Here is a 23,949-nt window from a genome sequence, read left to right as displayed (position 1 = left end):
GTCCCTCAGGGTTCGGGAGCTGCGATGAAGCCACCCGCTGCGGCATCGGTCGGCCTGCAAAAAAGCAGTTCCCTGACCTCGCTGCGCAGCCAGCCGCGCAAGCCGGGTGAAGCCTCTTTTTTCTTTTTTGATCACCACTTCCAGTCCGACGCCGTCAAAGTCCTGCCGGGCGAATACTTCGTGTCCAACCAGGACATCGTGATCATGACGGTGTTGGGTTCCTGCATTGCGGCCTGCATCTGGGACCCCAAAGTGTCGGTGGGCGGAATGAACCACTTCATGCTGCCGGAAGGTGACAGCGCCGACACCTCCGGTCGTTACGGATCCTATGCCATGGAATTGTTGATCAACGAAATGATCAAACTGGGGGCGCGGCGCGAAAGCATGCAAGCCAAGGTGTTCGGCGGAGGCCAAGTCATGGCAGGATTCACCACCATGAACGTCGGCGAGCGCAACACGCGTTTTGTGCTGGACTACTTGCACACGGAGCGCATCACCATCGTGTCCAAGGATGTGCTGGACATCTACCCGCGTAAGGTGGTGTTTTTCCCCACCTCAGGCAAGGCGATGGTGAAAAAGCTGGCCCATTCGCACCCCGAGACACTGGAAACCACGGAACGCAAAGGCAGTGCGGCCGTGCTGGCCAAGACCACCGCAGGTGGGTCGGTCGATCTTTTTTAATGGAGTTTTTTGAGCATGGGAAAAATCAGGGTTGTCGTGGTCGACGACTCAGCGCTGGTTCGCAGCCTACTGACCGAGATCATCAACCAACAGCCCGACATGACCTGTGTGGGCGCCGCGAACGATCCGCTGATCGCTCGCGAAATGATCCGAGAACTCAACCCGGACGTCATCACGCTGGACGTGGAAATGCCGCGCATGGACGGATTGGATTTCCTGTCCCGGCTGATGCGCCTTCGCCCCATGCCGGTGGTGATGGTGTCCACGCTGACCGAAAAAGGCGCGGAAATCACCATGCGGGCGCTGGAAATGGGGGCCATCGACTTTGTGGCCAAGCCACGCATTGGGGTGTCGTCTGGGCTGAAAGAACTGTCCACCGAAATTGTTGACAAGATTCGCACCGCCGCCGTGGCGCATGTGAGCCGCCACACGTCAACCCCGCCCGAAACCGTGAAGACCCCGGGCAAAACCGTGGCAGCGGCCCCCGCATCAACCGCTGTGCGCCCAACCCCAAGCCGTCTGTCCACGGAAAAGGTGATCTGCATCGGGGCCTCCACTGGCGGAACCGAAGCCATCCGCGAGGTGCTGGTCCCCCTGCCCGCGGACTCTCCTGCCATTGTCATCACCCAACACATGCCCCCGGGCTTCACCACCAGCTTTGCGGCCCGACTGGATTCGCTGTGCCGCATCAGTGTGAAAGAAGCGTCGAACGGCGAACGGATCCTGCCCGGGCACGCTTACATCGCTCCGGGTGGCAAGCAGTTCCGAATTGACCGCAGTGGCTCCAATTACGTGGCCGTGGTGGAAGACACCGAACCCGTGAACCGACACAAGCCTTCCGTCGAAGTGCTGTTCCGCTCTGCCGCCAAGGTGTTGGGGCCCAACGCTTATGGGGTGATGCTGACCGGCATGGGCGCAGACGGCGCACAGGCGATGAAAGAAATGCGTGATGCGGGCAGCTACAACATCTGCCAGGACGAGGCCACTTGCGTGGTGTTTGGGATGCCACGCATGGCCATCCAGGCCGGTGCCGCCAACGAAGTGTTGCCCCTGAAGCAGATCCCCATCACGCTGATGGAAAAGCTGGCGGTGGGCAGTGCTGCGGTGCGTCACCGCATTTGATGCACACGATCAGGCCAACTCAGGCCACCAAATCCAGCAACAGCCCACGGGACAACGTCCCGTTGGCATTGCCTGACGCGTTGTAAGACTGCACGCTCCCCGCCGAAGGGGGCTTTCCGGGGGTTGGGTTGCCCCCTGGATTTGCAGCTTTCATCCCCGTCAGCAAATCCACCTCCACGGGAAGCTGCACCTCTTTCAGCGTCTGTTCAAGCAGTGTGTCGTCTCTGCCCAGCAAGAAATCGACCGCTTTCCCACTGGCATTCCATACGTTGGCCAACAACTCGCGAATTTGCACGTCCAACGCTCTTTGAACTGGACTCTTCTCTGAGGGCGGGGCGTCCTTCGTTGACCGGGGCTCGGCCCCATTGACCTGAATCGCCGAAGACTGCATGCGAGCAGTCTGCCCTGCCTGCACCAGCTGACCAGACTCCACGGACGGTTGATCTTGCCGGTTGTCCACCCTGGAGCGCTGCTTGCTGATGGCGGAAGTGGGTTCAATGGCTGAAGCAGAACCTGTTGAAGAAGCAGAACGCACCGCGTCAGACACCAACGCAGGGCGTGACGCCAGCACAGGGGGGCTGGTCGTATTGATGCTCGGCAATGACAGCATGGCAACACTCCTCTCACCACAAACACACGGGGAACACCCCTCTTGTCGGTTGATCTATCGGCCCGCCTGAAGCAATCTTTAGAAAAAAGTTGCATTCCCCCTCTTTTTTCAACGTTTGTTCATCCTTTGGTGTGTTACATGCCCCTCAAACAGGCACGCTCCCCCTGAAAATAGCCCCATGACGCACGCGCCTGAACCCGACTTCGTTGCTCACACCGAACGCACGGCGGTGTACCTGCCCGCGGATGCCCAACTGCGCCACGCCCTGCACAACGAGGTGCATGCACGCCCGTCCGCCCGCATCCGGCTGCCCGCCTTGGTGGTGTATGTGGCGGTGCTGAACGACGGCATTTCACGTGAACAGGAATGCGAGCACCTGCGCCAGTTGCCTGGGCAGCAGCACCTCACTGTGGCCGATCTGCAAGAGAACTTCTTGCGCCTGCGCTTTGGCACCCACACCCTGAAGTGGGAACGCCACAGCGAGTTCACGCGGTACTCCCTGGTTCAACCCCTGCCCCCGCGAGCCGAGCTGGGCGGGGTGGACCCGGACTTGTTGAGCAACCTGGCCATCGCACCCGCATGGCTTCAGGCCATTCCGGGCCAGACCATTGCGGCCATCAAGCTGGTGCTGGCGCATGCGGAACTGAACGACGCTGCCCACACCCTGGAAGAGGCCCGGGCCTGGTTCAGTCACCGCACCGTGGTGGCCTCGGTCATGGGCACCAACGGCCATTCCTGGGCCGTGACGGATTTTCGGCTTCGCCCCTCCGGATTCGAGCGCATGCTGGTACTGGCCCCCCCGGGCACCAGCGAGACCCGGGCCGGGCGGGTGTCCGCCCGGCTGCTGGAGATGGAAACCTATCGGCTCATGGCGCTGCTGGGCTTGCCCGTTGCCAAGATGATCATGCCGCAGCTGGGAAAGGCCGAGCGTGAGTTGGCCGACATCACTGCGCTGGTCGACCACAGCGCTGAATCGGACCCTGTGCTGCTGGACCGTCTGGCCAGCCTGGCGGCCCGCATCGAACGCATGACCGCCGACCACGCCTACCGGTTTGCCGCCACCGAGGCGTACCACGGCATCGTGAAGCAACGCATTGCCGAGTTGAGGGAACAGGCCATCCCCGGCACGCAGACCCTGGGCGAGTTCATGGGGCGCCGGTTGTCACCGGCCATGGCCACGGTGGCCTCCACGGCGCGGCGGCTGGAGTCGCTGTCGGACCGCATCACCCGCACCACCTCGCTGTTGCGCACGCGTGTGGACATTGCCACCGAATCACAAAACCAGCAGCTGCTGGAAAAACTGACCCGCGGGCAAGCCCTTCAACTGCACCTGCAAACCACCGTGGAAGGCCTGTCCATTGCCGCCATCAGCTATTACGTGGTCAGCCTGTTGCTGTACGGAGCCAAAGCGGCCAAGGCGGCGGGAATCCCCGTGGAGCCCGAGATGGCCGTCGGCGCGTTGATTCCGCTGGTGCTGTGGGCCGTGTGGCGAACCACCCGGCGCATCCATGCACGGCTTCACACCACCGACCATGGGTAACAAAGAAAACATGGCCTGGCGCTTGACTGATGTCAGTGGTTGACCCACCCTTGATCCGTTGATGGCCCTCCGCGTCCACGAGAACCTGCCCGGAAACCCCCACCCGAACAGGAATGCACGAGGACTTTCATCCACACGCAGCAACGCCCACCACCAACATGAGTGCCCCTGAGATCGTCAAACCCACCACCCTGGCCAACCGAGCCCTCAAATTGGCCTTGCTCCGCATTGGCCTGGTGTCCCTGGTGGCGGGCGCCGTGTCCTACACAGTCAACCTGAAGGACATCGAATCGGCCGTGACCCGCCAGCTGCAGTTGTCCACCGAACAGACCTTGCAACGGGAATCCCTGCCCTTCCAGGAAATCAAGGACCTGCAGAAGAACTTCCTGGCCGAGTTCAAGGACATCGACACCCGGCCCGACGCCCACGCAGCGCTGGTCAAAGACTTCGGGCTGATCTTTCTCCAGCACCCGGACGGGTCGTACACCCAACGACCGGGCCTGTTTGAAGGCCAGCCGCTGCCCGACGGGCGGCGGTTTGCCAACATGTCGGCCACCTACGCCCCCGACATCCCCCCCAACGACGACACCAAGGCGCGTTTTGCCTTGTCGTACCAGCTCTCGCACAAGTACGGCTCCAGCGCCAAGGGCCGATTGTTCAATTTTTATGGCGTGGTGCCAGAAAAGGGCTTCCCCATCCACCAGGCGGTGGACATTGCCCGGGAGTTCAGCTACTCAGGGCCGGACGCCCTGAACCTCAACAACTTCGAGTTCTACACCCGCGGGTTTGGCTCACCCAGCCACGAGACCTTTTTCACCCAGATGTACTGGGACCCGTCGAACAAGGCGTGGATGACCACGGTCGCCACCCCCGATGAAGCCACCGCGGCCGGCAAGCACCGCATCCTGGCTTGCGTGGACGTGCTGCTGGACGAGCTGATGCTGCGCACCGCCCGCCCATCCATCCAGGGGGCCTACAGCACCCTGTTCATGAACGACGCCGACGGCACCCTGCTGTACCACCCGGCGCATGTGGACGACATCCAGACCAGCGAAGGCAAGGCCTCCATCCGTTCGCTGTCCATCACCAACGACTACCCGCTGCTGGCCGCCCTCCCCCAGGTCAAAGCCGGGCAGGCCACGGTGGTTCAGACGGTCAGTGACATCGTGGCCCAAGGCATCATCCCCGGCACGCCCTGGGTGCTGGCGGTGCACTATCCCCGCCAACTGATGAACACCGCCATCCTGACCAACCTGGTCATCGTTGTGGCGCTGGGACTGCTGACGCTGCTGGTGGAGGTGTTCATCCTCCGCTCCATCCTGCAAAAGCAGGTGGCCATTCCGCTGTCACGGCTGATCGCCGCCACCCGCCAGCTGGGCATGTCACGCGAACGGATGTCGCCCGAGCTGCTGCCCACCCAGTCGTCCGACGAGGTGGGGCAACTGGCCCGTGAATTTGCCTGCATGACGGCCCGCATCCAGGAGGCCCAAAGCCAGCTGGAGCTGAAGGTTCAGGAACGCACCTCGGCGCTGGAAGACGCCAACCGACAACTGGTGGCCCTCAGTGCCACCGACACGCTCACGGGCCTGTTCAACCGCCGCCACTTCGACGAGGCCTTGCAGCAGGAGTGGCAGCGCGCCCTGCGCACCGGCAACCCCCTGGCGGTGATGATGATCGACGTGGATTGGTTCAAGCGGTACAACGACCGCTACGGCCACCTGGCCGGGGACGATTGCCTGTGCGCCATCGCCCAGACCCTGAAAGCCCAGGCCTGCCGGGCCGGCGACGTGACGGCCCGCTACGGCGGCGAGGAGTTTGTGGTGATCTGCTCGCCCCAGAACCCCGTGGACGCCATGGCCCTGGCCCACAAGCTGTGCAGTGCCGTGTCCGCCGGACAGTGGCCACACGACATTTCTCCCGTGGGCCATGTGACCATCAGCATTGGCGTGGCGGTCACCCTGCCCAACACCAACCACACAGCGGCCGAACTGGTCAAACGGGCAGACGACGCCCTCTACCAAGCCAAGGCGCAGGGCCGCAATCAGGTGGTGCTGGCCACCGACCCGCCCCAAAAAACTACATCATAAAATAGCCTCTAGCGCTTTATTCATAAGCGCGAACAGCTATCAATAAGTGACTGCCCATCACGGGCAGTGGTGGTGCTGCTTCCACATCTGCTCGTGGCCCAAGGCCTTGGCAAACGCGGGCACCTGGCAGCGCTGCGCGTCTGCCTCGGCTGGCTCAACGGTGGGTGACTCACCCGTCACCACCCCATGTTGAGCGGCCCCTTGCACGCCCATGTCCAGCAAAAAGATCAGCACAAACCACCGGGTGGGCTGAAAGTTGCCCAGCAGCAACAAACCCGCGGCGGCACGCACGGCACGCTCGTTCAGCACCCGCACGGGGTAACCGTCAATCTCTTCTCCAAACTGGAACAGGCGTGAGGACATGCAGGGGCTCCAAAGCGCAAGGGCATGCGCGGCCCACACGGACCGAGGGCGCGATGCCACGCCGAATCACGCCCCTTGGCTTACCGACCCCCATGGGCAATCAAGCTTGCACCGCTTTCGACCGACCCCGGCGCAGCAGGCGCAGGGTCCATTGCACGCCGTCGTCCACGTAGGTGAACACCACCGGGATCACCAGCAGGCTCAAGAAGGTGGAGGTGATGAGCCCGCCGATGACCGACACCGCCATGGGCTGGCGGAAGCTGGGGTCGGCCCCCAGCCCCAGGGCAATGGGCATCATGCCCGCGCCCATGGCGATGGTGGTCATGACGATGGGGCGGGCACGTTTGTGGCAGGCGTCCAGCAACGCATCCCACCGCGACTTGCCCTCGCGGCGGGCCAGGATGGCGTAGTCCACCAGCAAGATGGAATTCTTGGTGGCAATGCCCATGAGCATCAGCAGCCCGATGAGCGAGGGCATGGAGAACGGGTTGCGCGTGAGCAGCAAAGCCACAAACGCCCCACCCAACGACAAGGGCAGCGCCGCCAGGATGGTGACCGGCTGGGCAAAGCCCTTGAACAGCAGCACCAGCACGATGTAGATGCACAGCACCCCGGCCAACATGGCCAGGCCAAAGCTGGTGAACAGCTCGCCCATCACCTCGGCGTCGCCCAGCGTGGCCTGCTTCACCCCGGCGGGCAGGTTGTTGAGGCTGGGCAGGGCCTGGATCTTCTGGGCCACGTCGCCCAGGGGTTGGCCGTTGAGCTCGATGTCGAAGTTGATGTTGCGCTGGCGGTCGTAACGGTCGATCTGGGCCGGACCGCTTTCCATGGCGATGCTGGCCACGTTGGCCAAAGGCACCGGGCCTTTGGCACCGGGCACCGTCAGTTGCCCCAGAAAACCGGGCTCCTGGCGGGCCTGTTGCGGCAGGCGAACCACGATGGGGATTTGCCGCTGCGCCAGGTTCAGCTTGGCCAGGCCGCTGTCGTAGTCGCCACTGGTGGCCAGGCGCAGGGTGTCGGCCATGGCGGCACTGGTCACCCCCGCATCGGCAGCGCGGGCGGCGTCGGGTCGCACCACCACCTCGGGGCGGATCAGGCTGGCGGTGGAGGCAATGTTGCCCAGGCCGGGGATGGTGCGCAAATCGCGCTCCACCGCCCGCGCAGCTTCGGCCAGCGCGGCCCCGTCGTCACCCGACAGCACCAGCACATAGGCCTCGCCATTGCCTGCCAAGCCCACCTTGACGCGGGCTCCGGGCAGGTTTTTCATGCGCTCGCGCAGGTCGGCCTCGATCAGCTGCTTGCGCACCCCGGGGCGCTCGGTGCGCGGCGTCAGCGTGAGCGTGAGCGTGGCCTTGCGCACCTCGGCGGCACCGCCGCCCGCAAACGGGTCGCTGCCCGACGCGCCGCCGCCCACTGCGGTGTACACGCGCTTGACGTGTGGGTTCTCAACCACCAACGCCCGTGCCTGCTCGGCGGCGGCCAGCGTGTCCTGGAAGGTGCTGCCCGGCGGCAGTTCGATGCTGACCTGGCTCTGCCCGAAGTCGTCGGGCGGCACAAAGCCGGTGGGCAGCAGCGGGATGAGCGCCACCGACCCCACAAAAAACGCCCCCGACATCAGCATGGTCATCCAGCGGTGGCGCATGCACCAGGCCGCCGTGCGCATGTAGGCGGCCATGATGCGGCCGTCCTTGGGCTCGCCATGCTCCGCAATGGGCTTGAGAATGTAGGCCGCCATCATGGGCGTGAGCATGCGCGCCACCACCAGCGACGCAAACACCGCCAGCGCCGCCGTCCAACCGAACTGCTTGAAGAACTTGCCCGGAATGCCGCCCATGAAGGCCGTGGGCAGGAACACCGCAATCAGCGTGAACGTGGTGGCGATCACCGCCAGGCCGATTTCATCCGCCGCCTCCATGGCCGCCTGGTAAGGCGATTTGCCCATGCGCAGGTGGCGCACGATGTTCTCGATTTCCACGATGGCATCGTCCACCAGGATGCCGATGACCAGCGACAGGCTCAGCAGCGTGACGATGTTGATGGAGAACCCCAGGTACCACATGCCCACAAACGCGGGAATGACCGACAGCGGCAAGGCCGCCGCCGCCACAAAAGTGGCCCGCCAGTCGCGCAGGAAGAACCACACCACGATGATGGCCAGCACCGCGCCCTCGTACAGCAGGGTCATGGAGCCTTCGTAGTTCTCGGTGACCGGGTCCACCATGTTGAAGGCCTGCACAAAACTCACGCCCGCGTGGGCCTCCTTCAACTGCGCCAGCACGCGGCTGACCCCGGCGTCCACCTCCACCTCGCTGGCGCCCCGGCTGCGGGTGATTTCAAAGCCCACCACGGGCTTGCCATCCAGCAAGGCGGTGCTGCGCTGTTCGGCCACGGTGTCGCTCACCTGGGCCACGTCACCCAGGCGGATGCGCCGCCCGTCCGACAACGGGATGTCCAACGCCGCCAGCTCCGAAGCCGAGCGCACGGTGGCCAGGGTGCGCACCGTCTGCTCGGCCCCACCCCATTCGGCACGGCCCCCTGACGAGTCCTGCTGCACCGCCCGCAGCTGGCGCGACACATCCGCCGCCGTGGCCTTGAGCGCCAGCAGGCGGGCCGGGTCCAGCGCCACGCGCACCTCGCGCGTGACCCCACCCACCCGGGCCACCGACCCCACGCCATTGACGGCCAGCAGCGCCTTGGTCACGTCGTTGTCCACGAACCAGCTCAGGGCCTCGTCGTCCATGCGCGGGGCTTGGATGGTGTAGGTCAGGATGGGCGCACCCGACAGGTTGAGCTTGGTGATCTGCGGGTCGCGCAGGTCACCGGGCAGGTCGCCGCGGATGCGGTTGACGGCATCGCGCACGTCGTCCACGGCCTCCTGGGTCGGTTTTTCCAGGCGGAACTCCACCGTCACCGTGGCCGTGCCGTCCTGCACCTTGCTGTAGATGTGCTTGATGCCCTGCAGCGTGGCCACCGAGTTCTCGATCTTGCGGGCCACCTCGGTTTCCATTTGCGCCGGGGCAGCCCCGGGCAGGCTGGCCGACACGGTCACGGTGGGCAGCTCCAGGTCCATGAAGTTCTGCACCTTCATGGATTGGAACCCCACCAGCCCCGCCAAGGACAGCAGCACAAAGGCCATGATGGCCGGGATGGGGTTGCGGATGGACCAGGACGAAACGTTCATTTCACCACCTTCACGCTGTCACCGTCCGACAGGAAAGCCGCACCGCGCTCCACCACCTGGGCGTCGGCGGGCAGCCCCTCGATGGCCACGCGGTCGGCCTGTCGGCCCACCACCTGCACCTTGGTCTGGCTGACCTTCTGGTCATCACCCACGCGCATCACCACCTCGAAACCGTCGCGCAGCAGCACGGCGCTGGCCGGCAGGGTGTTGACCTGGCGGGCCGCCAGACGGAACTCCCCGCGCACGAACATGCCGGGGCGCAGGTCCACGGCCTTGGGCAGGTCCACATACACCAGGCCGTTGCGCGAGGCCGCGTCCACCGTGGGGGCCACCTGGCGCACCACGCCGTCCACCGCCTGGCCACCGGGCGTCTGCACCGCCACCTTCTGCCCGGCCTTCAGGCGGGCCAGTTCGGCAAACGGCACCTCGGCCCGCCACTCCAGGCGGCCCTGGCGGATCAGGCGGAACAGCTCCTGCCCGCTGCCGGGCACCGCCCCCAAGGTGGCGGGACGGGCGCTGATGACGCCCGCATCAGGCGCACGCACCTCGGTGAACGACAGGCGCAGCCGCTCCGCCGCCACCCGGGCCTGGGCCGAGGCCACCCGAGCCTGTGCGGTCTGCTCGGCGGTGACGTACTGGGCAATGGCCTGGGCGCTGAGGGCGCCGCTGCCCTCCAGGCTGCGGGCGCGCTGGGCGTCGGCCACGGCCTGGGCGGCCTGGGCCTTGGCCTCGGCCCACGCGGCTTCGGCCTGGGCCAGGTCGGCCTTCACGGTGTCGTCGGCCAGGCGGGCCAGCACCTGCCCGGCGGTCACGCGGTCCCCCACGTCGGCGCGCAGTTCGGCCAGGCGCAGGCCCTGGGTTTCTGCGCCAATGCTGGCTTCCTGCCAAGCGGCCACGTTGCCGCTGGCCGACAGGGTGACGGGCATGCTGGCCGCCGAGGGGCGCACCACCTGCACGGTGAGGGCGGCCTTGGCGGGCGCTGCGGCCCCGGCGGGGGCTTGCTGCGCTTGGGTTTGGGTGGACACCCCCCAGGCCATCACGGCCAGCGCGGCGCTGACAGACAGGGCAAGGGTGGTGCGGCGGGACAACACAACGGCAAAGTTCATGGTCGGTCCGTTCAGGGAAAGGCGTGACGGGTTGAAGGGCTCAAGGGGTGGTGGGGCTCGGAGCCTGCGGCAAGCCTTGCGCCTGCAGCTCGGGGGTCCAGCCGCCGCCCAAGGCGGTGTACAAGGCCACCCAGGCGTCCAGCGTGTCTTTGCGCTGGGCCAGCTCGGCGGCCTGCAGGGCCAGCACCTGGCGGCGGGCATCTTCCAGCTCCAGGCGGTTGGCCAACCCAGCTTGCCAACGGGCGTCTGCCGCGCGGGCGGCGGCGTCGAACCCGGCCAGCGCCTGCTGCAACTCGGCACCGCGTTGCTGCCCGGTGTGGATGCGCAGCAGCGCCTCCTCCACCTCGCGCACGGCCTGGCGCAGCGTGGCGGCATAGGCGGTGGTGGCTTCGTCGTAGGCGGCGCGGCTGGCGTCGGACTGGGCGGCGCGGCGTCCGCCGTCGAACACCGGCAGCGTGATCTGCAAGGGGCCGATGGACCACACCGTGCCGTTCATGCTGGCCCCCTGGGTGCGCACCCCCAGGGCACTGAGGCTGCCCGCCAGCGCAATGCGGGGCAGGTGTTCGGCGTCCTGCACCTTCACCTCCGCGGCGGCGGCCTGCACCAGGCGTTCGGCCCGGTACACGTCGGGGCGCTGGGCCAGCACGGCGGCGGGCACCTCGGGCACCGCCAGCCCCACCGGGGCGGGCAGTTGGGCCTGGCCCGGGGCCACGGCGTCGCGCAGGGTGGGCAGGGGCACCGCCGTCAGTGCGGCCAGGGCGTGGCCCCATTGGTCGCATTGCAGGGTGCGAGCGGCCCAGGTGGCCCGGGCCTGCGCGGCCAGGGCGTCGGTCATGCGGGCCTGGGCCGCGGCGTCCAACCCGGCGCGGCTCGACTGGTCCACCACCCGTGCCGTGGCTTCGCGGGACAACACGTCGGCTTGGTCCAGCACGGCCTGCGCCTCGCAGGCCCGCAGGTTGAAGTACAGGTTTGCGGTGTTCACGGCCACACCCACGCGGGCTTCGTGCCAGGCGGCTTGGGCCACGTCCAGACGCGCCCCGGCGGCGTCTCGCGCGGCCCGCTGCCCACCGCTGAGGTCCAGCACCCACGATGCACTCAACCCGCCCGAGGCGCTGGTGAGCACGGGCGTGGCCAGGTCGGGACGCGTGCGCTGGGAAGACAGTTGGGCGTCCACCTGCGGCCCCAGGGCCGCCCCGGCGGCCACGCTGCCCGCCCGGGCTTGCATCAGCCGGGTGCGGGCACTGGCCACGTCGGGGCTGGCCTGCTGGGCCCAGCCCATCAGGCGCGTCAGCACCGGGTCGTTCAGGCGCTGCCACCAGGCCGTCAGTGCGGCGGCATCGCTGCCGCGACTGGCGGTGGGCAAGGGGGCCGCCCATTGGGCAGGGACCGCCGTGGCAACCGCTTCGGGCTGCGCCAGTGCCGCGGAGGCCGACAGGCAGGCCCCCAGGGCCACCACGCCCATGCGCCAGCGCCAGCCGGTGTGTGTGTGAGGCCCGCGGGCCTCTGGCCAAGACAACAACTTGTTCATGGGAAATGACCTCAGATAAGACATCAACGCCCCCCGGTGGAGACTGCGCTGGCGTTCCCGCTCGACGGTGGCAACTGGTCGGCGCGGCGCAGGCGTTCGGCCTCCACCATGGCGCGGGCCTGCCGCACCAGGCATTCGCGCCACGCCATCAACGGCGCCCCCGTGCCCAGCAGTTGCGGTGCCACCGACGCCACCACCTCCTGCCCAATGTGCAATTGCACCCCCAAGGCCATGATGCTGATGGCCAGGCGGTGAAGCTCGTCATCCTCGGTGACCAAGCCCAGGTGTCGGCCCACCACCTGCACCAGTTGCTGGTGCATGGGCCGCAACCCGTGCTCGATTTCTTCCTGCCACAGGCCGGTGGGCTCCAGCATTTCGCGCATGCGCAGCTTGACGCACAGGCGCCCGGTGTCGCCATCGAGCAGCGGGGCCAGGAACACGTCGAAATAGCCCTGAAGCGCTTGTTCCAGCGTCAGGTCGTCGCCGCCAAAACGGGCCAGGTCTTCTTCCACCGTGCTCACGGGTTCGAAGAACACGGCGCGGTACAGCCCCGCCTTGTCGCCAAAGTGGTAGCTGATGGCGGCCACGTTGGCCTGGGCGGCCTGCGCAATTTCGCGCACCGAGGTCTGCGCAAAACCCTGGTTGGCAAACAGGGACAGGGCCGCGTCCAGCAGGCGCTGGCGCGTGGCCTCGCCATCGGCACGGGGGGTTGGCGTTGCCAGCGGGGCCTGCAAGAAAGGGGTTGAAGGGTGCATGGGGGCACTGTAGCACAATTCAAACAAACGTTTGATTGATGGCGATGCACGCAAAAATTCGCCCACAACCACGCCGCCCAATTCCCCATTTGTCGCGACTCACGCCCTAAGATTCGAAAAAACCTGAACGTTCATCCCGCCGCCACGGGGGTGTGCGCGCGGCAATTCCAACCTACAGTTCCACGCTTTTGCGCGGCCTTGTGGGGCCCGTTCTCACCACGACTCTGGAGCCTTGCCCATGGACTTTTTGTTCGACCCCAACATCTGGCTGGCCTTTGCCATGCTGACCGCCCTGGAAATCGTGCTGGGGATCGACAACATCATCTTCATCAGCATCCTGGTGGGGCGTTTGCCCGCCACGGTGCGCGACCGCGCCCGGCGCATGGGCCTGGCCTTTGCCATGGCCACGCGGCTGGGGCTGCTGTTCTCGCTGAGCTGGATCATGGGGCTCAAGGACGACCTGTTCACCCTGGCCGGGCAAGGCATCAGCGGGCGCGACATCGTGTTGCTACTGGGCGGTCTGTTCCTGCTGTACAAGGCGTCGCACGAGATTTTTGTGGAGGTGGAAGCCCGCGAGGACGATGTACCCCCCGCCCCGGCCCAAGCCGGTGCAGGCCCCGTCCACACCGCCGGCGCCCGCTTGTTCTGGGCCACCATCGGGCAGATTGCGATCATCGACATCGTGTTTTCGCTGGACTCGGTCATCACCGCCGTGGGCATGGTGGACAAGCTGCCGGTGATGATGGCCGCGGTCATCGCCTCGGTGGGCGTGATGATGTTTGCCGCCAAGCCGATTGGCGACTTTGTGGACAGCCACCCGTCGGTGAAGGTGCTGGCCCTGGCTTTCCTGGTGATGGTGGGCATGGCGCTGACGGCCGAGGCCTTTGAGGTGCACGTGCCCAAGGGCTACATCTACGCGGCCATGAGTTTTTCGCTGGCGGTGGAGTTCCTGAACATCCGGGCGCGGGCCAAGCGGCTGGGCAAGGTGGGGGGCTGAGCGGCCTTTGCTTGGGTTCGTGACGTGGCGGGTGGGCCCTGGGGTGGGCGCCTCGCCGGGGGTCCGCTGGTGCGGACTGCGCTGCGGTGCTCGACCGCGGGGCGCGTCGCGGAACTCGCTTCACGCCCCTTGGGCGTTCCGCTCAGACAGCCGCGACGAGTCAGAGGTTGAGGGTGCGCTGTCGCGCACCCGCCCCGCGGTCTGTGCGCCTCGCCACCGGCGAAGGTGCCCACCCCAGGGCCCACCCGCCACGCCACGGGCAACCGGGCTGGTTCGCGAGGGCCTGACATGCCGCTCCTTTTTGGCGTCAAACGCTATTCATTCAGTAGCTGCTTGCGCTTTATATAAAAGCGCCAGGTGCCATTTTTTCTCACAAAACCGCACCCTCACCCCGGTGGCGCAACCCCTTCAGGGCTCGCCGTCGCCCCAGGGGTGGGCTTCGGTGTCGGCCAGCTCTTTGAGCTTGCGGTACAGCGAGCGTTCGCTGATGCCCAGCTTGGCCGCCAGCGCCGAGCGCGGGCCGCGGTGCTGGCGCACCTGCTCGCGCAGGGCGGCCAGTTCAATGTCGCGCAGGCTTTGCGGTGGGGGCGGAGGGGCGGCGGTGGAGCGCCAGCCTGCGGCCACGGCCCCGCCGTGCAGGGGCCAGGGGCCACCGGAGGACGCTGGCGCGGAATCGCCCCCCTTGAATGCCGCGGACACCTGGGGTGCGCCCCGGGCGCTGCCCAGGGCCATCTCCAGGTGGCTCAGTTCAATCACCTGGCCGTCGCACAACAAGGCCGTGCGCTCCAGCAGGTTGCGCAACTCGCGCACGTTGCCCGGAAACGGCAGGCTGGTCAGCACACGCTGGGTGTCGGCCGACAGGCTCAGGCGGCGCTGCGGGCTGACGCGGCGCAGCAGTGCCTCGGCCAGCAGCGGGATGTCGGTGGGGCGGTCGCGCAGCGGTGGCAGCGCAATGGGAAAGGTGCTGAGGCGGAAGTACAGGTCTTCGCGGAACTTGCCCTCCTGCACCATGCGCTCCAGCGGGCGGTGGGTGGCGGCCACCACGCGGATGTCGGCATGGCGCACCTCGGTGCTGCCCACGCGGCGGTAGGTGCCGCTTTCCAGCAGGCGCAGCAGCTTGACCTGCATGGGCAGGGGAATGTCACCCACCTCATCCAGGAACAGGGTGCCGCCGCTGGCAGCCTCCACCAACCCGGCCCGGCTGGTGTTGGCCCCGGTGAAGGCCCCGCGCTCGTGGCCGAACAGCTCGGACTCGAACAGGCTTTCGGTCAGGCTGGAGCACTCCACCGGCACCAGCGCCTTGTCGGCCCGGGGGCTGGCCTCGTGCACGGCGCGGGCCACCAGTTCCTTGCCCGTGCCCGACTCGCCCAGCAACAGCACCGTGGCCTGGGACGGAGCCACGCGGGACACCAGTTCCATCATGCGCTGGAAGGCGGGGGAGCGCCCGATCAGGCCCTGCGCCGCCGGTTTGCCCCGCGCCACCTTGAGCGCGGCCATCTTTTCGGTGAAGTAGGCTTGCTCGCCCTGCGCGTCCAGCACCGGGGTGAGTTCGATGTTGACGTATTCCTCCCCGCGCGAGGTGTGGTGCAGGTGCAGCACCCGCTCACGCTGGCCCGAGGCCTGCGCCCGCGCCAGGGGGCACGATTCACCCGCTTGGTCGCACGGTTTGTCGAAGTGGTGCGACACCTCGTAGCAGGTGCGCCCGATGACCGACGCCCCGCCCGGCGGCGCAAACTGCTGCCGATAGGCCTGGTTGGCCGCCACGATGCGGTACTGCCGGTCGAACAGGATGTGCGGCTCGGGCAGGCTGTCCAGGAATGAAACCAGTTCGGGCAACGGGGGCATGGACACCTCGTGGGGCAAGCGGGGGGCTGACAACCGCTGCCAGCCGGGTGTTGGCAACACTGCCACCTTTGGCATTCTGGCATTGCACCGGGGCTCACAACACACGCACTACCCGTGGGCCACGGGCCATGTGACGGGGATTTGATCCACCGCAAAACTGCCCGCCGTCTCCGGGGGCTCGGGCTGGTGGCGGCTGCCTATGCACCCCTTCCTGGCACTTGGGGGTCTTGCTGTGTCGCGTCGTTCAACCTTCGTCCAGCGCCAGTGCGCCCTGTGGCGACGCGGGCGGCCACTGGGCCGCCGCCACCCGGGCTTCAAACCAGCGGTGCATGGCGGCGTCTTCCACGGCGTACTCGCCGCGGGCTGACTTCCACACCAGGGCGGGCGTGCGCTGCCGCAGCGACTCCAAGGCCTTCTGCGCCTGCTGCACGGTCATCGGGCGCCCCAGCTTCTCACGGTAGAAGCGCAGCGCCTCGGCGTCGTACGGGCGAAAGCGCGGCCCCTGGTCCAGCATGCGCCACAGCACCACCTGCTCGGTGGGTTTGAGGCCCAGGTAGTCGGACTCCATCTGCGCTTCGTCCTGCACCTGCTGGTCCTGTGCCGCCTGTTGCAACGCCGGTTCAAAGCGGCCACTGTGGCCCGACAGAGGGCTGAGCACCGCGCCCATGGCCGCCATGAAAAACTGTGGCCGGTGGCCGAAGGCGGCAAACGCCGCCTGCAACGCGGCCCGATCCACCGGCACCAGATCGGGCCGCTGCGCTTCCACCAACCCGGCCACATGGGCGATGAAATCCGTGTCCAACGGCGGCAGCGCCTGGATCTGCGAGCCGTAGAACGGCGCCCCTGCGCTCACCACCAGGCGCAGCAACTTGTCGCGGTCGGAACCCGACATCACCAGCATCAGGTTCACCCGGCCGGGCTGGTTCATCTGGTCACGCGCTGACTTGAGCGCCGTCATCGCCACCTCGCCCGCCTCGCTGGTCAGGGCGTGCTGGGCTTCGTCAATGATCAGCGCCACCGGCTTGCCTGCTGCCTGGTGCAGGCTGCGCAAAGCGTCCACCAGCGTCAGGCCGTCCACCTGGCCGATCTTGCTGGTGTCGATGTCCAGCGCACCCGCCACCTTCACGCTCTTGACGCCAGCCTTTCTGGCGGTACGGGCCACCAGCCCCAGGTGCGCTTGCAGGGCCTGGGCAATGGCCTCGGCAATCAGCGTACCCGGGTCGCGACGGGTGTCGGCCCACAAGTCCACGTACACCACCTCCACGTCGGCCTGCCGCAAAGCGGGCGCCAGGTCACCTTGCAAAAAGGTGCTCTTGCCGGTTCTGCGTGGTGCGGCCAGGAACAGACCGTTGTGCGCGTCGCCCAGCAGCGCTTTCCCCTGCAAAGCCTGCACCAGCTGTTTCGCCAGCGCCGTGCGGTGGTACGCGATCATGCGATTACCTCTATTTATCCACAATATGGATAATTTATCTTATTTTAAATAAAAAGAGATAATTTCATTGACCCACGATCCGTCAGGCACTTGGCCAAGACGGATGCACTTGATGAACAGCAGCATCAGCACATGGTCTTTGTACTGACTGGCGTCCATGCCGCCGCGCAGTTCGTCGCAGTGGGGACAAACGAGCGCAAGGGCGCTGGGGGTGAAAGGAATCATATACAGCCACACTGCGCCGCCAAACTTGTCAGTCTACCGCCACTCGCGGCAGTCAGCCCCACCACGCGGCCACCCCACAATAGTCGCTAACACCTTGAAAACAAAGGGTTTTTCGCACCACGTACCCCGCTGGCACAAAACATGAACACGGCCCGGGCTGTCACCCCCGCCCAAAGTCCACCGCCATGCCCCCCGCCCCCCTTGTCGCGCCCTCTGCCGCCGCATCCCCCTACGCCAAACTGGGCGGCGACGCGGGCGTGCGCCGCCTGGCCCATCGCTTCTACGAGCTGATGGACGAACTGCCCGAGGCCTGGACCATCCGCCAGATGCACCCCGAAAGCCTGGCCGCCAGCGAAGACCGCCTGTTCGACTTCCTCAGCGGCTGGCTGGGCGGGCCGCCGCGGCTCCAGCACGAGCACGGCCCTCCCCACCCGCGCATGCGCCACGCGCCCTGCGCCATCGACAGCCAGGCCCGCGACGAATGGCTGCTGTGCATGCGCCTGGCCCTGGCCGAGCAGGTGCCCGACCCAAACTTCCGAGCCGCCCTGCAACTGGCGTTTGAACAAATGGCCGAGCAGGTGTGCGAGTGGCTCCACAATCGGAGCCACTGAGAGCACCGCCATGCCCCATTGGATTCCCACCTCCCTCCGCGCCCGCTGGTTGCTGGGCACCGCCCTTGTGTTGGCCCTGGTGTTGGCGGTGGCCATGCTGCGGCCCCGCACCAAGGCGGTGGCCCTGGTGGGCGTGCAGCGTGCCGACCTCACCCAGACCGTGGTGGCCACCGGCCGCGTGAACCTGCCCGCCCGGGTGGACGTGGCCAGCGAGGTGACCGCCACCATCCAACGCGTGGCCGTGCGCGAGGGCGACCGCGTCAAGGCCGGCAGCCTGCTGGTGCAATTGGCCGATGCCGAAGCCCGCGCCGCCCTGGAGCAGGCCCAGGCCGCCCTGGCCGAAGCCCGCGCCCGCCAGACCCAGCAGCGTGACGTGGCCGCCCCCATGGCCGCCGCCGCGCTCACCCAGGCCGAGGCCGCGCTGAAGGTGGCCCAGGCCGAACACCGCCGCGCCACCGACCTGGTGGCCCAAGGCTTTTACTCGCAACAAAAGCTGGACGACGCCCGCAAAGCCCTGGACACCGCCCGCAGTGCCGTGGATTCGGCCCGCAGCCAGGCCCAGGCCCAGCAAGCCCAGGGCGTGGAAGTGCAACTGGTCCAGACCCGGTGGGTGCAGGCCGAAGCCGCCGTGCAGGCCGCCCAGGCCCGCCTGGCGCGGCTGCGCCTGCTGGCCCCCATGGACGCCGTGGTGCTCCACCGCGTGGCCGAACCCGGCGGCCTGGCCCAGCCCAGCAAGGTGCTGCTGAGCCTGGGCAGCGTGGACGCCCCCCGCATCGACGCCGGGGTGGACGAACGCCACCTGGGCCTGCTGACCCCCGGCCTGGCCGCCCGCGCCGTGGCCGACGCCTTTGCGGCCCAGCCCTTTGACGCCAAGCTGGACTGGGTGAGCCCCACGGTGGACGCCACCCGGGGCACGGTGGATGTGCGCCTGTCCATCCCCCAGCCCCCCGCGTTCCTGCGCCCGGACATGACGGTGTCGGTGGAAATGACCGTGGGCCGCCAGCCACAGGCCCTGGTGCTGGACGCCAGCGCTGTGCGTGACCTGGACAGTGCCGCCCCCTGGGCCCTGGTGGCCCAAGACGGCGTGGCCCGCCGCGTGCCCCTGCAACTGGGCCTGCGCGGCGTGGGGCAGGTGGAAATCAAGCAAGGGCTGAGCGAAGGCGACCGGGTGATTCCCGCCACCGAAAAGGCCGAGCCCGGCGACCGCGTGCGCCCCAGCACCCAGGGCGCAACGCCCATGTCCTTGGGCATGGGCCGATGAGCGCCCACCACCGCCCCGCGGTGGGCCGATCGACCCGCTGGCTGCCGTTCGAACTGCTGGTGGCCTTGCGCTTCTTGAAGGAAGGCCGGGCGCAAAGCGTGCTCATCTTGGCGGGCGTCACCGGCGGGGTGGCCGTCATCATCTTCCTCACCCAGCTCATCAACCAGCTGCAGGGCACCATCATCGACCGGGTGCTGGGCTCGCAGGCGCACATCGTCATCCGCCCCACCGAGGAAGTGAACCGTGTGCCGCCTCCGGTCACCCCCGCAACCACTCCCGATTCAGGAGCTGCTCACGCTTACTCTGAAAGCGCTACAGGCCAGTTTGACTCAAAAAATCCAGCCACCACCCGGCTGATCCAACCCCGCGCCCAGCGCCTGCGCCCGGTGGACCAGTGGGAGCCCGTGGCCGCCCTGGCCGCCGCCACGCCGGGCGTGCTGGCGGTGTCGCCCCTGGTGACCGGCCCGGTGTTCGCCCAGCGCGGCGGGGCCACCAAAAGCGCGGTGCTGATGGGCGTGGTGCCCGACGACTACCGCCGCATCGTCAAGATGGACGGCTACATGACCCGGGGCCGCTTTGCGCTGCAAGGCACCGAAACGCTGATCGGCATCGAACTGGCCAAAGACCTGGGCCTGAACGTGGGCGACAAGCTGCGCGTGACCACCTCGGGCAACACCGCCGAGACGCTGCACATCACCGGCCTGTTCGACACCGGCAACCGCGACCTCAACCGCCGCTGGGTGTTCGTGCCGCTGAAGCTGGCGCAAACCCTGCTGGACATGCCGGGCGGCGTGTCGCAGATCGACCTGACCGTCACCGACCTGTTCGGCGCCGACGCCGTGGCCAACGCCCTGGCCGCCCGCACCGGCCTGACGGTGGAGAGCTGGATGCAGACCAACGCCGGGCTGCTGACGGCGCTGTCCAACCAGACGGTGTCCAACAACCTCATCCGCAGCTTTGTGGTCATCATCGTGGCGCTGGGCATTTCCAGCGTGCTGGTGGTCAGCGTGGTGCAGAAGCAGCGCGAAATCGGCATCCTGCGCGCCATGGGCGCGGGCCGGGGCCGCATGATGACCGTCTTCCTGCTGCAAGGCGGGCTGGTGGGCCTGCTGGGCTCGCTGCTGGGCAGCGGACTGGCGTGGACGCTGCTGACCGTGTTCAGCCACATCTACCAAAGCCCCGACGGCAGCGCCCTGTTCGAGGCCGAGCTGGACCCCAGCCTGGTGCTGCTGGCCACCGTGGTGGCCCTGGGCGTGGGCGTGGCCGCCGCCGCCCTGCCCGCCCGCCGCGCCGCCCGCATGGACCCGGTGCAGGCCATTCGCAGCTGAGAGACTACAAAATCAATAGCTGCTCACGCTTACATATAAAGCGCCAGAGGCCATTTTGACCACCATCTACCAGCTGCAAGGCATCCGCAAGAGCTACAACCTGGGCACCCCGGTGGAGACCGAGGTGCTGCACGGCATCGACCTGGCGTTGGCCCAGGCCGAGTTCGTGTCGCTCACCGGGCCGTCGGGCTCGGGCAAAAGCACGCTGCTCAACATCATGGGGCTGCTGGAGCGGCCCACCTCGGGCACGCTGACCATTGCGGGCGAGCGGGCCGACGCGCTGGACGACACCGCCCTCACCCGGCTGCGCGGGCGCACCATCGGCTTTGTGTTCCAGTTCCACCACCTGCTGCCCGCCTTCACCGCCCTGGAAAACGTGATGCTGCCCGCCATCATCGACGCCGGGCAGGCCACGCCCCAGGCCGAGGCTTTCGGGCGCGAGCTGCTGGCCCGCGTGGGCCTGAAAGGGGCCGAGCACAAGCGCCCGGGCGAGCTGTCGGGCGGCATGCAGCAGCGCGTGGCCATTGCACGGGCCCTGGCCTTGCAGCCCCGCCTCATCCTGGCCGACGAACCCACCGGCAACCTGGACACCGTGACCGCCGATGAGGTGTTTGCCCTGCTGCGCGAGTTCAACCGCGACCACGGCAGCGCCTGCCTCATCGTCACCCACGACCCGCGCCTGGCCCAACGCTGCGACCGCCAGGTGGTGCTGGTGGACGGGCGCTTGCAGAGCTAACAGCCGCCCGGCCAGCCGCGCCAGCCCACGCGCCCTGCCCAGCCAGGCCGCCTGACGCTGCCAGCACTGGCAGCAAAGCCCCCTCGCCACTGCCAGCAACGGCACCTTCGGACCCACCCGCCCAGGCCCCCCCACGCGCCATGGGCAGCCTAAGCCCTTGATTGCATTGGCCATTGGCCCCACCGAGCGGGCCTGGCACACGACTTGAACCCCCACACGGCATCCACGACTCCCGTGGTCACCCGATCAACAGGATTTGCCGACATGGACACCGCCCCTCAATTTGCCGCCTTGGCCGACAACGCCTCAGAACACGACGCCGAACGCCGCCGCATGCTGGCGCTCACCGCCGCCGCCACCGGCGTCGGCACGCTGGTCACGGCCTGGCCGTTCGTGAACTCGCTGGCCCCCAGCGAACGCGCCCGCGCCCAGGGCGCCAGCGTGGAGGTGGAGCTGAGCGACATCGCACCCGGCACCCTCAAAACGGTGGAATGGCGCGGCAAGCCGGTGTGGGTGATGCGCCGCACACCCGAGATGCTGGCCTCGCTCCAGGCCACCGAGGGCCTGGTGGTGGACCCCCACTCCGAGCGCCCGCAGCAGCCCGGTTACGCGAAGAACGACCAGCGCTCCATCAGGCCCGAACTGTTGGTGGTCACCGCCATCTGCACCCACCTGGGCTGTTCACCCAACTCGGTGCCCGCGGGCAGCAACAACCCCAGCGTGCCTGCCGATTGGCAGGGCGGTTTCTTCTGCCCCTGCCACGGCTCCACCTTCGACCTGGCGGGCCGGGTGTTCAAGAACAAACCCGCGCCCACCAACCTGGAGATCCCGCCCCACCAGTACCTGAGCGACACCCGCCTGCTGGTGGGTGAGGATGGCGGCAAGGGCTGAGGGCCTGGGTGTTCAGCGGAACGCGCCGGTTCAAACCAGGCGGAAGACCTGAACCGCACGCTGCAAGGTGTCGGCCTTGCGTTCCAATTCCTGGCAGGCCCGCGCCGATTGGTCGGCCTGCTGGGCATTTTGCTGGGTGACCCCATCGAGGACCTGCATGGCCTCGTTGATCTGACGCACCCCCACGGCCTGTTCCCCGGCCGCGTCGGTGATGTGCTTGAGGGTGTCGCTGACCTGGTGCACGGTGCTCACGGCGTGGCGGATGGTGGCGGCCGCATGCCCCACCGCCGCGGTGCCGCTTTGCACCTCGTTCACGGCGGTGTGGATCAGGTCGCGGATGTCGTGTGCGGCCTTTGCGCTGCGCTTGGCCAGTTGCCGGACCTCGTCGGCCACCACGGCAAAACCGCGCCCCTGTTCCCCGGCGTGGGCCGCTTCCACCGCCGCATTCAGCGCCAGCAGGTTGGTCTGGAAGGCCAAGCCCTCCATCACGTGGATGATGTCGGTGATGCGTTGCGACGAGCGGTCGATTTCGTGCATGGAATGCGCCAGGGCTTCCACGGCATCGGCCCCGCGGGTGGCCTCGGCCGAGGCATCGCGCCCCAGGTCGGCCGCGCCTTGCACGGTGTGCACCGTCTGCTGCAGGGTGCCCGACACCTGCTCCACCGAGGCCGAAGTCTGCTCCACGCTGGCGGCCTGCGCCTCGGTTCGGCGGGCCAGCTCCTGGCTGCCCTCGAAAATGTCCCGTGCCTTGCCCACCATGCCGTCCACCTCGCCCTGCACGTCGGTGACGATGGCCCGCATGTTCAGGTTGATGAGCCACAGGCGCCGCATCAACGCCCCCAGCGGGCTGGTGGTCTTGTAGCTCATGGAGCCGTTCAGGTCGCACCCGGCCACCTGGGTGGCCAGGTGGTTGGCGCCGTCCAGTTCGCGCAGCACGGTGGTGTGGAGCCAGGCCATGGTGGCCCCGCCCGAGCACAGCAGCAGCAGGAACTGCAAGGACCATTGCGGCCACCCCATGGCCTGCCAGCCCAGCAACCCCGGCCACATGACGGGGGCCATGCCCAGGAACAGCGTGGCCAGAAAGGCGGCCCCCAGCCGCTGCCCCAGCGTGAGGCGGTGCAGGCGGGCGGGCCAGTCGCGCCAGCCCAGCAGGCGCACGCCGCCCGCGTGGATCTTGAAGGTGGGGTGGCCACTCTGCCGCTCCTGCGCCACCCGGGCGTAGAGCTGTTCGGCGGCCGCCACCTGCTCGCGTGTGGGCTTGAGGCGAACCGACATGTAGGCCACGGGTTTGCCGTTTTTCATCACCGGCGACACGTTGGCGTGCACCCAGTAGTGGTCGCCGTTCTTGCGCCGGTTCTTGACGATGCCGCTCCACGGGCGCCCGCGCCCGATGGTGGCCCACAGGTCCCGGAACGCCTCAGGGGGCATGTCGGGGTGGCGCACCATGCTGTGCGGTTGCCCCAGGAGTTCGGCGTAGTCGTAACCGCTTGCCTTGACGAAGTCCAGATTGCAGTGGGTGATCCGGCCTTGCGGGTCGGTGGTGGACACCAGCGTCACTCCGTCCGGGAGTGGGTGTTCACGCTGGGTCACAAGAAGAGGGGCATTCATGCAAAAGCGTGTCCAACGGGTCAGAATCGGCTGATAGCCTGT

General features: G+C 67.4%; 20 protein-coding genes. 10 read left to right on the top strand and 10 right to left on the bottom strand.

Features of this window, described 5'->3' with window-relative positions:
• Positions 1 to 24: 24 nt before the first annotated feature.
• Together cheD and ACYVB7_RS03585 are read left to right on the top strand one after the other, a co-directional pair.
• Positions 25 to 681, top strand: coding sequence for a chemoreceptor glutamine deamidase CheD (cheD, locus tag ACYVB7_RS03590; RefSeq protein WP_460505200.1), 657 nt, complete (start codon positions 25 to 27; stop codon positions 679 to 681).
• A gap of 15 nt (positions 682 to 696) precedes the next feature.
• Positions 697 to 1,803: a protein-glutamate methylesterase/protein-glutamine glutaminase gene (locus ACYVB7_RS03585; RefSeq protein WP_460505199.1), complete on the top strand. Its 1,107-nt coding sequence runs from the start codon at positions 697 to 699 to the stop codon at positions 1,801 to 1,803.
• A gap of 19 nt (positions 1,804 to 1,822) precedes the next feature.
• Here the strand turns inward: ACYVB7_RS03585 and ACYVB7_RS03580 are convergent, their stop codons facing one another.
• Positions 1,823 to 2,413, bottom strand: a complete 591-nt coding sequence (locus tag ACYVB7_RS03580) for a hypothetical protein (RefSeq protein WP_460505198.1) — start codon at positions 2,411 to 2,413, stop codon at positions 1,823 to 1,825.
• 178 nt (positions 2,414 to 2,591) lie between these two features.
• Here ACYVB7_RS03580 and ACYVB7_RS03575 point away from each other — a divergent pair, with 178 nt between their 5' ends.
• Complete coding sequence (locus ACYVB7_RS03575; protein WP_460505197.1) at positions 2,592 to 3,953, top strand: DUF3422 family protein; 1,362 nt, start codon at positions 2,592 to 2,594, stop codon at positions 3,951 to 3,953.
• A 158-nt stretch (positions 3,954 to 4,111) separates the two neighbouring features.
• On the top strand, positions 4,112 to 6,040 hold the full coding sequence (locus tag ACYVB7_RS03570; protein WP_460505196.1) for a GGDEF domain-containing protein: 1,929 nt from the start codon (positions 4,112 to 4,114) through the stop codon (positions 6,038 to 6,040).
• A 57-nt stretch (positions 6,041 to 6,097) separates the two neighbouring features.
• Here ACYVB7_RS03570 and ACYVB7_RS03565 read toward each other — a convergent pair whose 3' ends face one another.
• The 5 genes from ACYVB7_RS03565 to ACYVB7_RS03545 all read right to left on the bottom strand — a co-directional run bounded on the left by ACYVB7_RS03565 (position 6,098) and on the right by ACYVB7_RS03545 (position 12,973).
• Positions 6,098 to 6,403 carry a hypothetical protein gene (locus ACYVB7_RS03565; RefSeq protein WP_460505195.1) on the bottom strand — a complete coding sequence of 102 codons (306 nt, stop codon included), beginning with the start codon at positions 6,401 to 6,403 and terminating at the stop codon, positions 6,098 to 6,100.
• A 100-nt stretch (positions 6,404 to 6,503) separates the two neighbouring features.
• A complete protein-coding gene (locus tag ACYVB7_RS03560) occupies positions 6,504 to 9,584 on the bottom strand; it encodes an efflux RND transporter permease subunit (protein WP_460505194.1) in 3,081 nt (1,026 codons plus the stop codon).
• Positions 9,581 to 10,690: an efflux RND transporter periplasmic adaptor subunit gene (locus tag ACYVB7_RS03555; protein ID WP_460505193.1), complete on the bottom strand. Its 1,110-nt coding sequence runs from the start codon at positions 10,688 to 10,690 to the stop codon at positions 9,581 to 9,583. Before ACYVB7_RS03555 ends, ACYVB7_RS03560 begins: the two co-directional genes overlap by 4 nt.
• A gap of 40 nt (positions 10,691 to 10,730) precedes the next feature.
• A complete protein-coding gene (locus ACYVB7_RS03550; protein WP_460505192.1) occupies positions 10,731 to 12,218 on the bottom strand; it encodes an efflux transporter outer membrane subunit in 1,488 nt (495 codons plus the stop codon).
• A 23-nt stretch (positions 12,219 to 12,241) separates the two neighbouring features.
• Positions 12,242 to 12,973 carry a CerR family C-terminal domain-containing protein gene (locus ACYVB7_RS03545; RefSeq protein ID WP_460505191.1) on the bottom strand — a complete coding sequence of 244 codons (732 nt, stop codon included), beginning with the start codon at positions 12,971 to 12,973 and terminating at the stop codon, positions 12,242 to 12,244.
• A gap of 238 nt (positions 12,974 to 13,211) precedes the next feature.
• Between ACYVB7_RS03545 and ACYVB7_RS03540 the strand changes: the two genes are divergently transcribed.
• Positions 13,212 to 13,970 (top strand): TerC family protein, encoded by a 759-nt coding sequence (locus tag ACYVB7_RS03540; protein WP_460505190.1) that lies wholly within the window; start codon positions 13,212 to 13,214, stop codon positions 13,968 to 13,970.
• A gap of 408 nt (positions 13,971 to 14,378) precedes the next feature.
• Here the strand turns inward: ACYVB7_RS03540 and ACYVB7_RS03535 are convergent, their stop codons facing one another.
• From ACYVB7_RS03535 to ACYVB7_RS03525, 3 genes are all read right to left on the bottom strand, one after another.
• On the bottom strand, positions 14,379 to 15,815 hold the full coding sequence (locus tag ACYVB7_RS03535; RefSeq protein WP_460505689.1) for a sigma-54 interaction domain-containing protein: 1,437 nt from the start codon (positions 15,813 to 15,815) through the stop codon (positions 14,379 to 14,381).
• Positions 15,816 to 16,059: 244 nt separating this feature from the next.
• On the bottom strand, positions 16,060 to 17,247 hold the full coding sequence (locus ACYVB7_RS03530; protein WP_460505189.1) for an ATP-binding protein: 1,188 nt from the start codon (positions 17,245 to 17,247) through the stop codon (positions 16,060 to 16,062).
• A 39-nt stretch (positions 17,248 to 17,286) separates the two neighbouring features.
• Complete coding sequence (locus ACYVB7_RS03525) at positions 17,287 to 17,472, bottom strand: type I restriction-modification system subunit M N-terminal domain-containing protein (RefSeq protein ID WP_460505188.1); 186 nt, start codon at positions 17,470 to 17,472, stop codon at positions 17,287 to 17,289.
• A 185-nt stretch (positions 17,473 to 17,657) separates the two neighbouring features.
• Between ACYVB7_RS03525 and ACYVB7_RS03520 the strand changes: the two genes are divergently transcribed.
• From ACYVB7_RS03520 to petA, 5 genes are all read left to right on the top strand, one after another.
• Positions 17,658 to 18,083 (top strand): group II truncated hemoglobin, encoded by a 426-nt coding sequence (locus ACYVB7_RS03520; protein ID WP_460505187.1) that lies wholly within the window; start codon positions 17,658 to 17,660, stop codon positions 18,081 to 18,083.
• Positions 18,084 to 18,093: 10 nt separating this feature from the next.
• Complete coding sequence (locus tag ACYVB7_RS03515) at positions 18,094 to 19,344, top strand: efflux RND transporter periplasmic adaptor subunit (RefSeq protein ID WP_460505186.1); 1,251 nt, start codon at positions 18,094 to 18,096, stop codon at positions 19,342 to 19,344.
• A complete protein-coding gene (locus ACYVB7_RS03510) occupies positions 19,341 to 20,672 on the top strand; it encodes an ABC transporter permease (RefSeq protein ID WP_460505185.1) in 1,332 nt (443 codons plus the stop codon). The genes ACYVB7_RS03515 and ACYVB7_RS03510 overlap by 4 nt, the downstream gene beginning before the upstream one ends.
• Before the next feature lie 55 nt (positions 20,673 to 20,727).
• Positions 20,728 to 21,408 carry an ABC transporter ATP-binding protein gene (locus tag ACYVB7_RS03505; protein ID WP_460505184.1) on the top strand — a complete coding sequence of 227 codons (681 nt, stop codon included), beginning with the start codon at positions 20,728 to 20,730 and terminating at the stop codon, positions 21,406 to 21,408.
• A gap of 264 nt (positions 21,409 to 21,672) precedes the next feature.
• A complete protein-coding gene (petA, locus tag ACYVB7_RS03500) occupies positions 21,673 to 22,299 on the top strand; it encodes a ubiquinol-cytochrome c reductase iron-sulfur subunit (RefSeq protein WP_460505183.1) in 627 nt (208 codons plus the stop codon).
• Between the two features lie 30 nt (positions 22,300 to 22,329).
• Here petA and ACYVB7_RS03495 read toward each other — a convergent pair whose 3' ends face one another.
• A complete protein-coding gene (locus tag ACYVB7_RS03495) occupies positions 22,330 to 23,907 on the bottom strand; it encodes a methyl-accepting chemotaxis protein (protein ID WP_460505182.1) in 1,578 nt (525 codons plus the stop codon).
• Positions 23,908 to 23,949: the final 42 nt, after the last annotated feature.

The organism is Hydrogenophaga soli (genome assembly GCF_054777695.1).
The sequence above is the reverse complement of the archived record's forward strand: the minus strand, read 5'-3'. Positions and strand labels throughout refer to the sequence as shown.

Bases quoted from the DNA above. Each gene is read 5' to 3' on its own strand.
- cheD (WP_460505200.1), top strand. From the start codon at position 25: ATGAAGCCACCCGCTGCGGCATCGGTCGGCCTGCAAAAAAGCAGTTCC.
- ACYVB7_RS03570 (WP_460505196.1), top strand. From the start codon at position 4,112: ATGAGTGCCCCTGAGATCGTCAAACCCACCACCCTGGCCAACCGAGCC.
- petA (WP_460505183.1), top strand. From the start codon at position 21,673: ATGGACACCGCCCCTCAATTTGCCGCCTTGGCCGACAACGCCTCAGAA.
- ACYVB7_RS03515 (WP_460505186.1), top strand. From the start codon at position 18,094: ATGCCCCATTGGATTCCCACCTCCCTCCGCGCCCGCTGGTTGCTGGGC.
- ACYVB7_RS03520 (WP_460505187.1), top strand. From the start codon at position 17,658: ATGCCCCCCGCCCCCCTTGTCGCGCCCTCTGCCGCCGCATCCCCCTAC.
- ACYVB7_RS03560 (WP_460505194.1), bottom strand. From the start codon at position 9,584: ATGAACGTTTCGTCCTGGTCCATCCGCAACCCCATCCCGGCCATCATG.
- ACYVB7_RS03535 (WP_460505689.1), bottom strand. From the start codon at position 15,815: ATGCCCCCGTTGCCCGAACTGGTTTCATTCCTGGACAGCCTGCCCGAG.
- ACYVB7_RS03530 (WP_460505189.1), bottom strand. From the start codon at position 17,247: ATGATCGCGTACCACCGCACGGCGCTGGCGAAACAGCTGGTGCAGGCT.
- ACYVB7_RS03550 (WP_460505192.1), bottom strand. From the start codon at position 12,218: ATGAACAAGTTGTTGTCTTGGCCAGAGGCCCGCGGGCCTCACACACAC.
- ACYVB7_RS03545 (WP_460505191.1), bottom strand. From the start codon at position 12,973: ATGCACCCTTCAACCCCTTTCTTGCAGGCCCCGCTGGCAACGCCAACC.
- ACYVB7_RS03510 (WP_460505185.1), top strand. From the start codon at position 19,341: ATGAGCGCCCACCACCGCCCCGCGGTGGGCCGATCGACCCGCTGGCTG.
- ACYVB7_RS03495 (WP_460505182.1), bottom strand. From the start codon at position 23,907: ATGAATGCCCCTCTTCTTGTGACCCAGCGTGAACACCCACTCCCGGAC.
- ACYVB7_RS03540 (WP_460505190.1), top strand. From the start codon at position 13,212: ATGGACTTTTTGTTCGACCCCAACATCTGGCTGGCCTTTGCCATGCTG.
- ACYVB7_RS03555 (WP_460505193.1), bottom strand. From the start codon at position 10,690: ATGAACTTTGCCGTTGTGTTGTCCCGCCGCACCACCCTTGCCCTGTCT.
- ACYVB7_RS03585 (WP_460505199.1), top strand. From the start codon at position 697: ATGGGAAAAATCAGGGTTGTCGTGGTCGACGACTCAGCGCTGGTTCGC.
- ACYVB7_RS03565 (WP_460505195.1), bottom strand. From the start codon at position 6,403: ATGTCCTCACGCCTGTTCCAGTTTGGAGAAGAGATTGACGGTTACCCC.
- ACYVB7_RS03525 (WP_460505188.1), bottom strand. From the start codon at position 17,472: ATGATTCCTTTCACCCCCAGCGCCCTTGCGCTCGTTTGTCCCCACTGC.
- ACYVB7_RS03575 (WP_460505197.1), top strand. From the start codon at position 2,592: ATGACGCACGCGCCTGAACCCGACTTCGTTGCTCACACCGAACGCACG.
- ACYVB7_RS03580 (WP_460505198.1), bottom strand. From the start codon at position 2,413: ATGCTGTCATTGCCGAGCATCAATACGACCAGCCCCCCTGTGCTGGCG.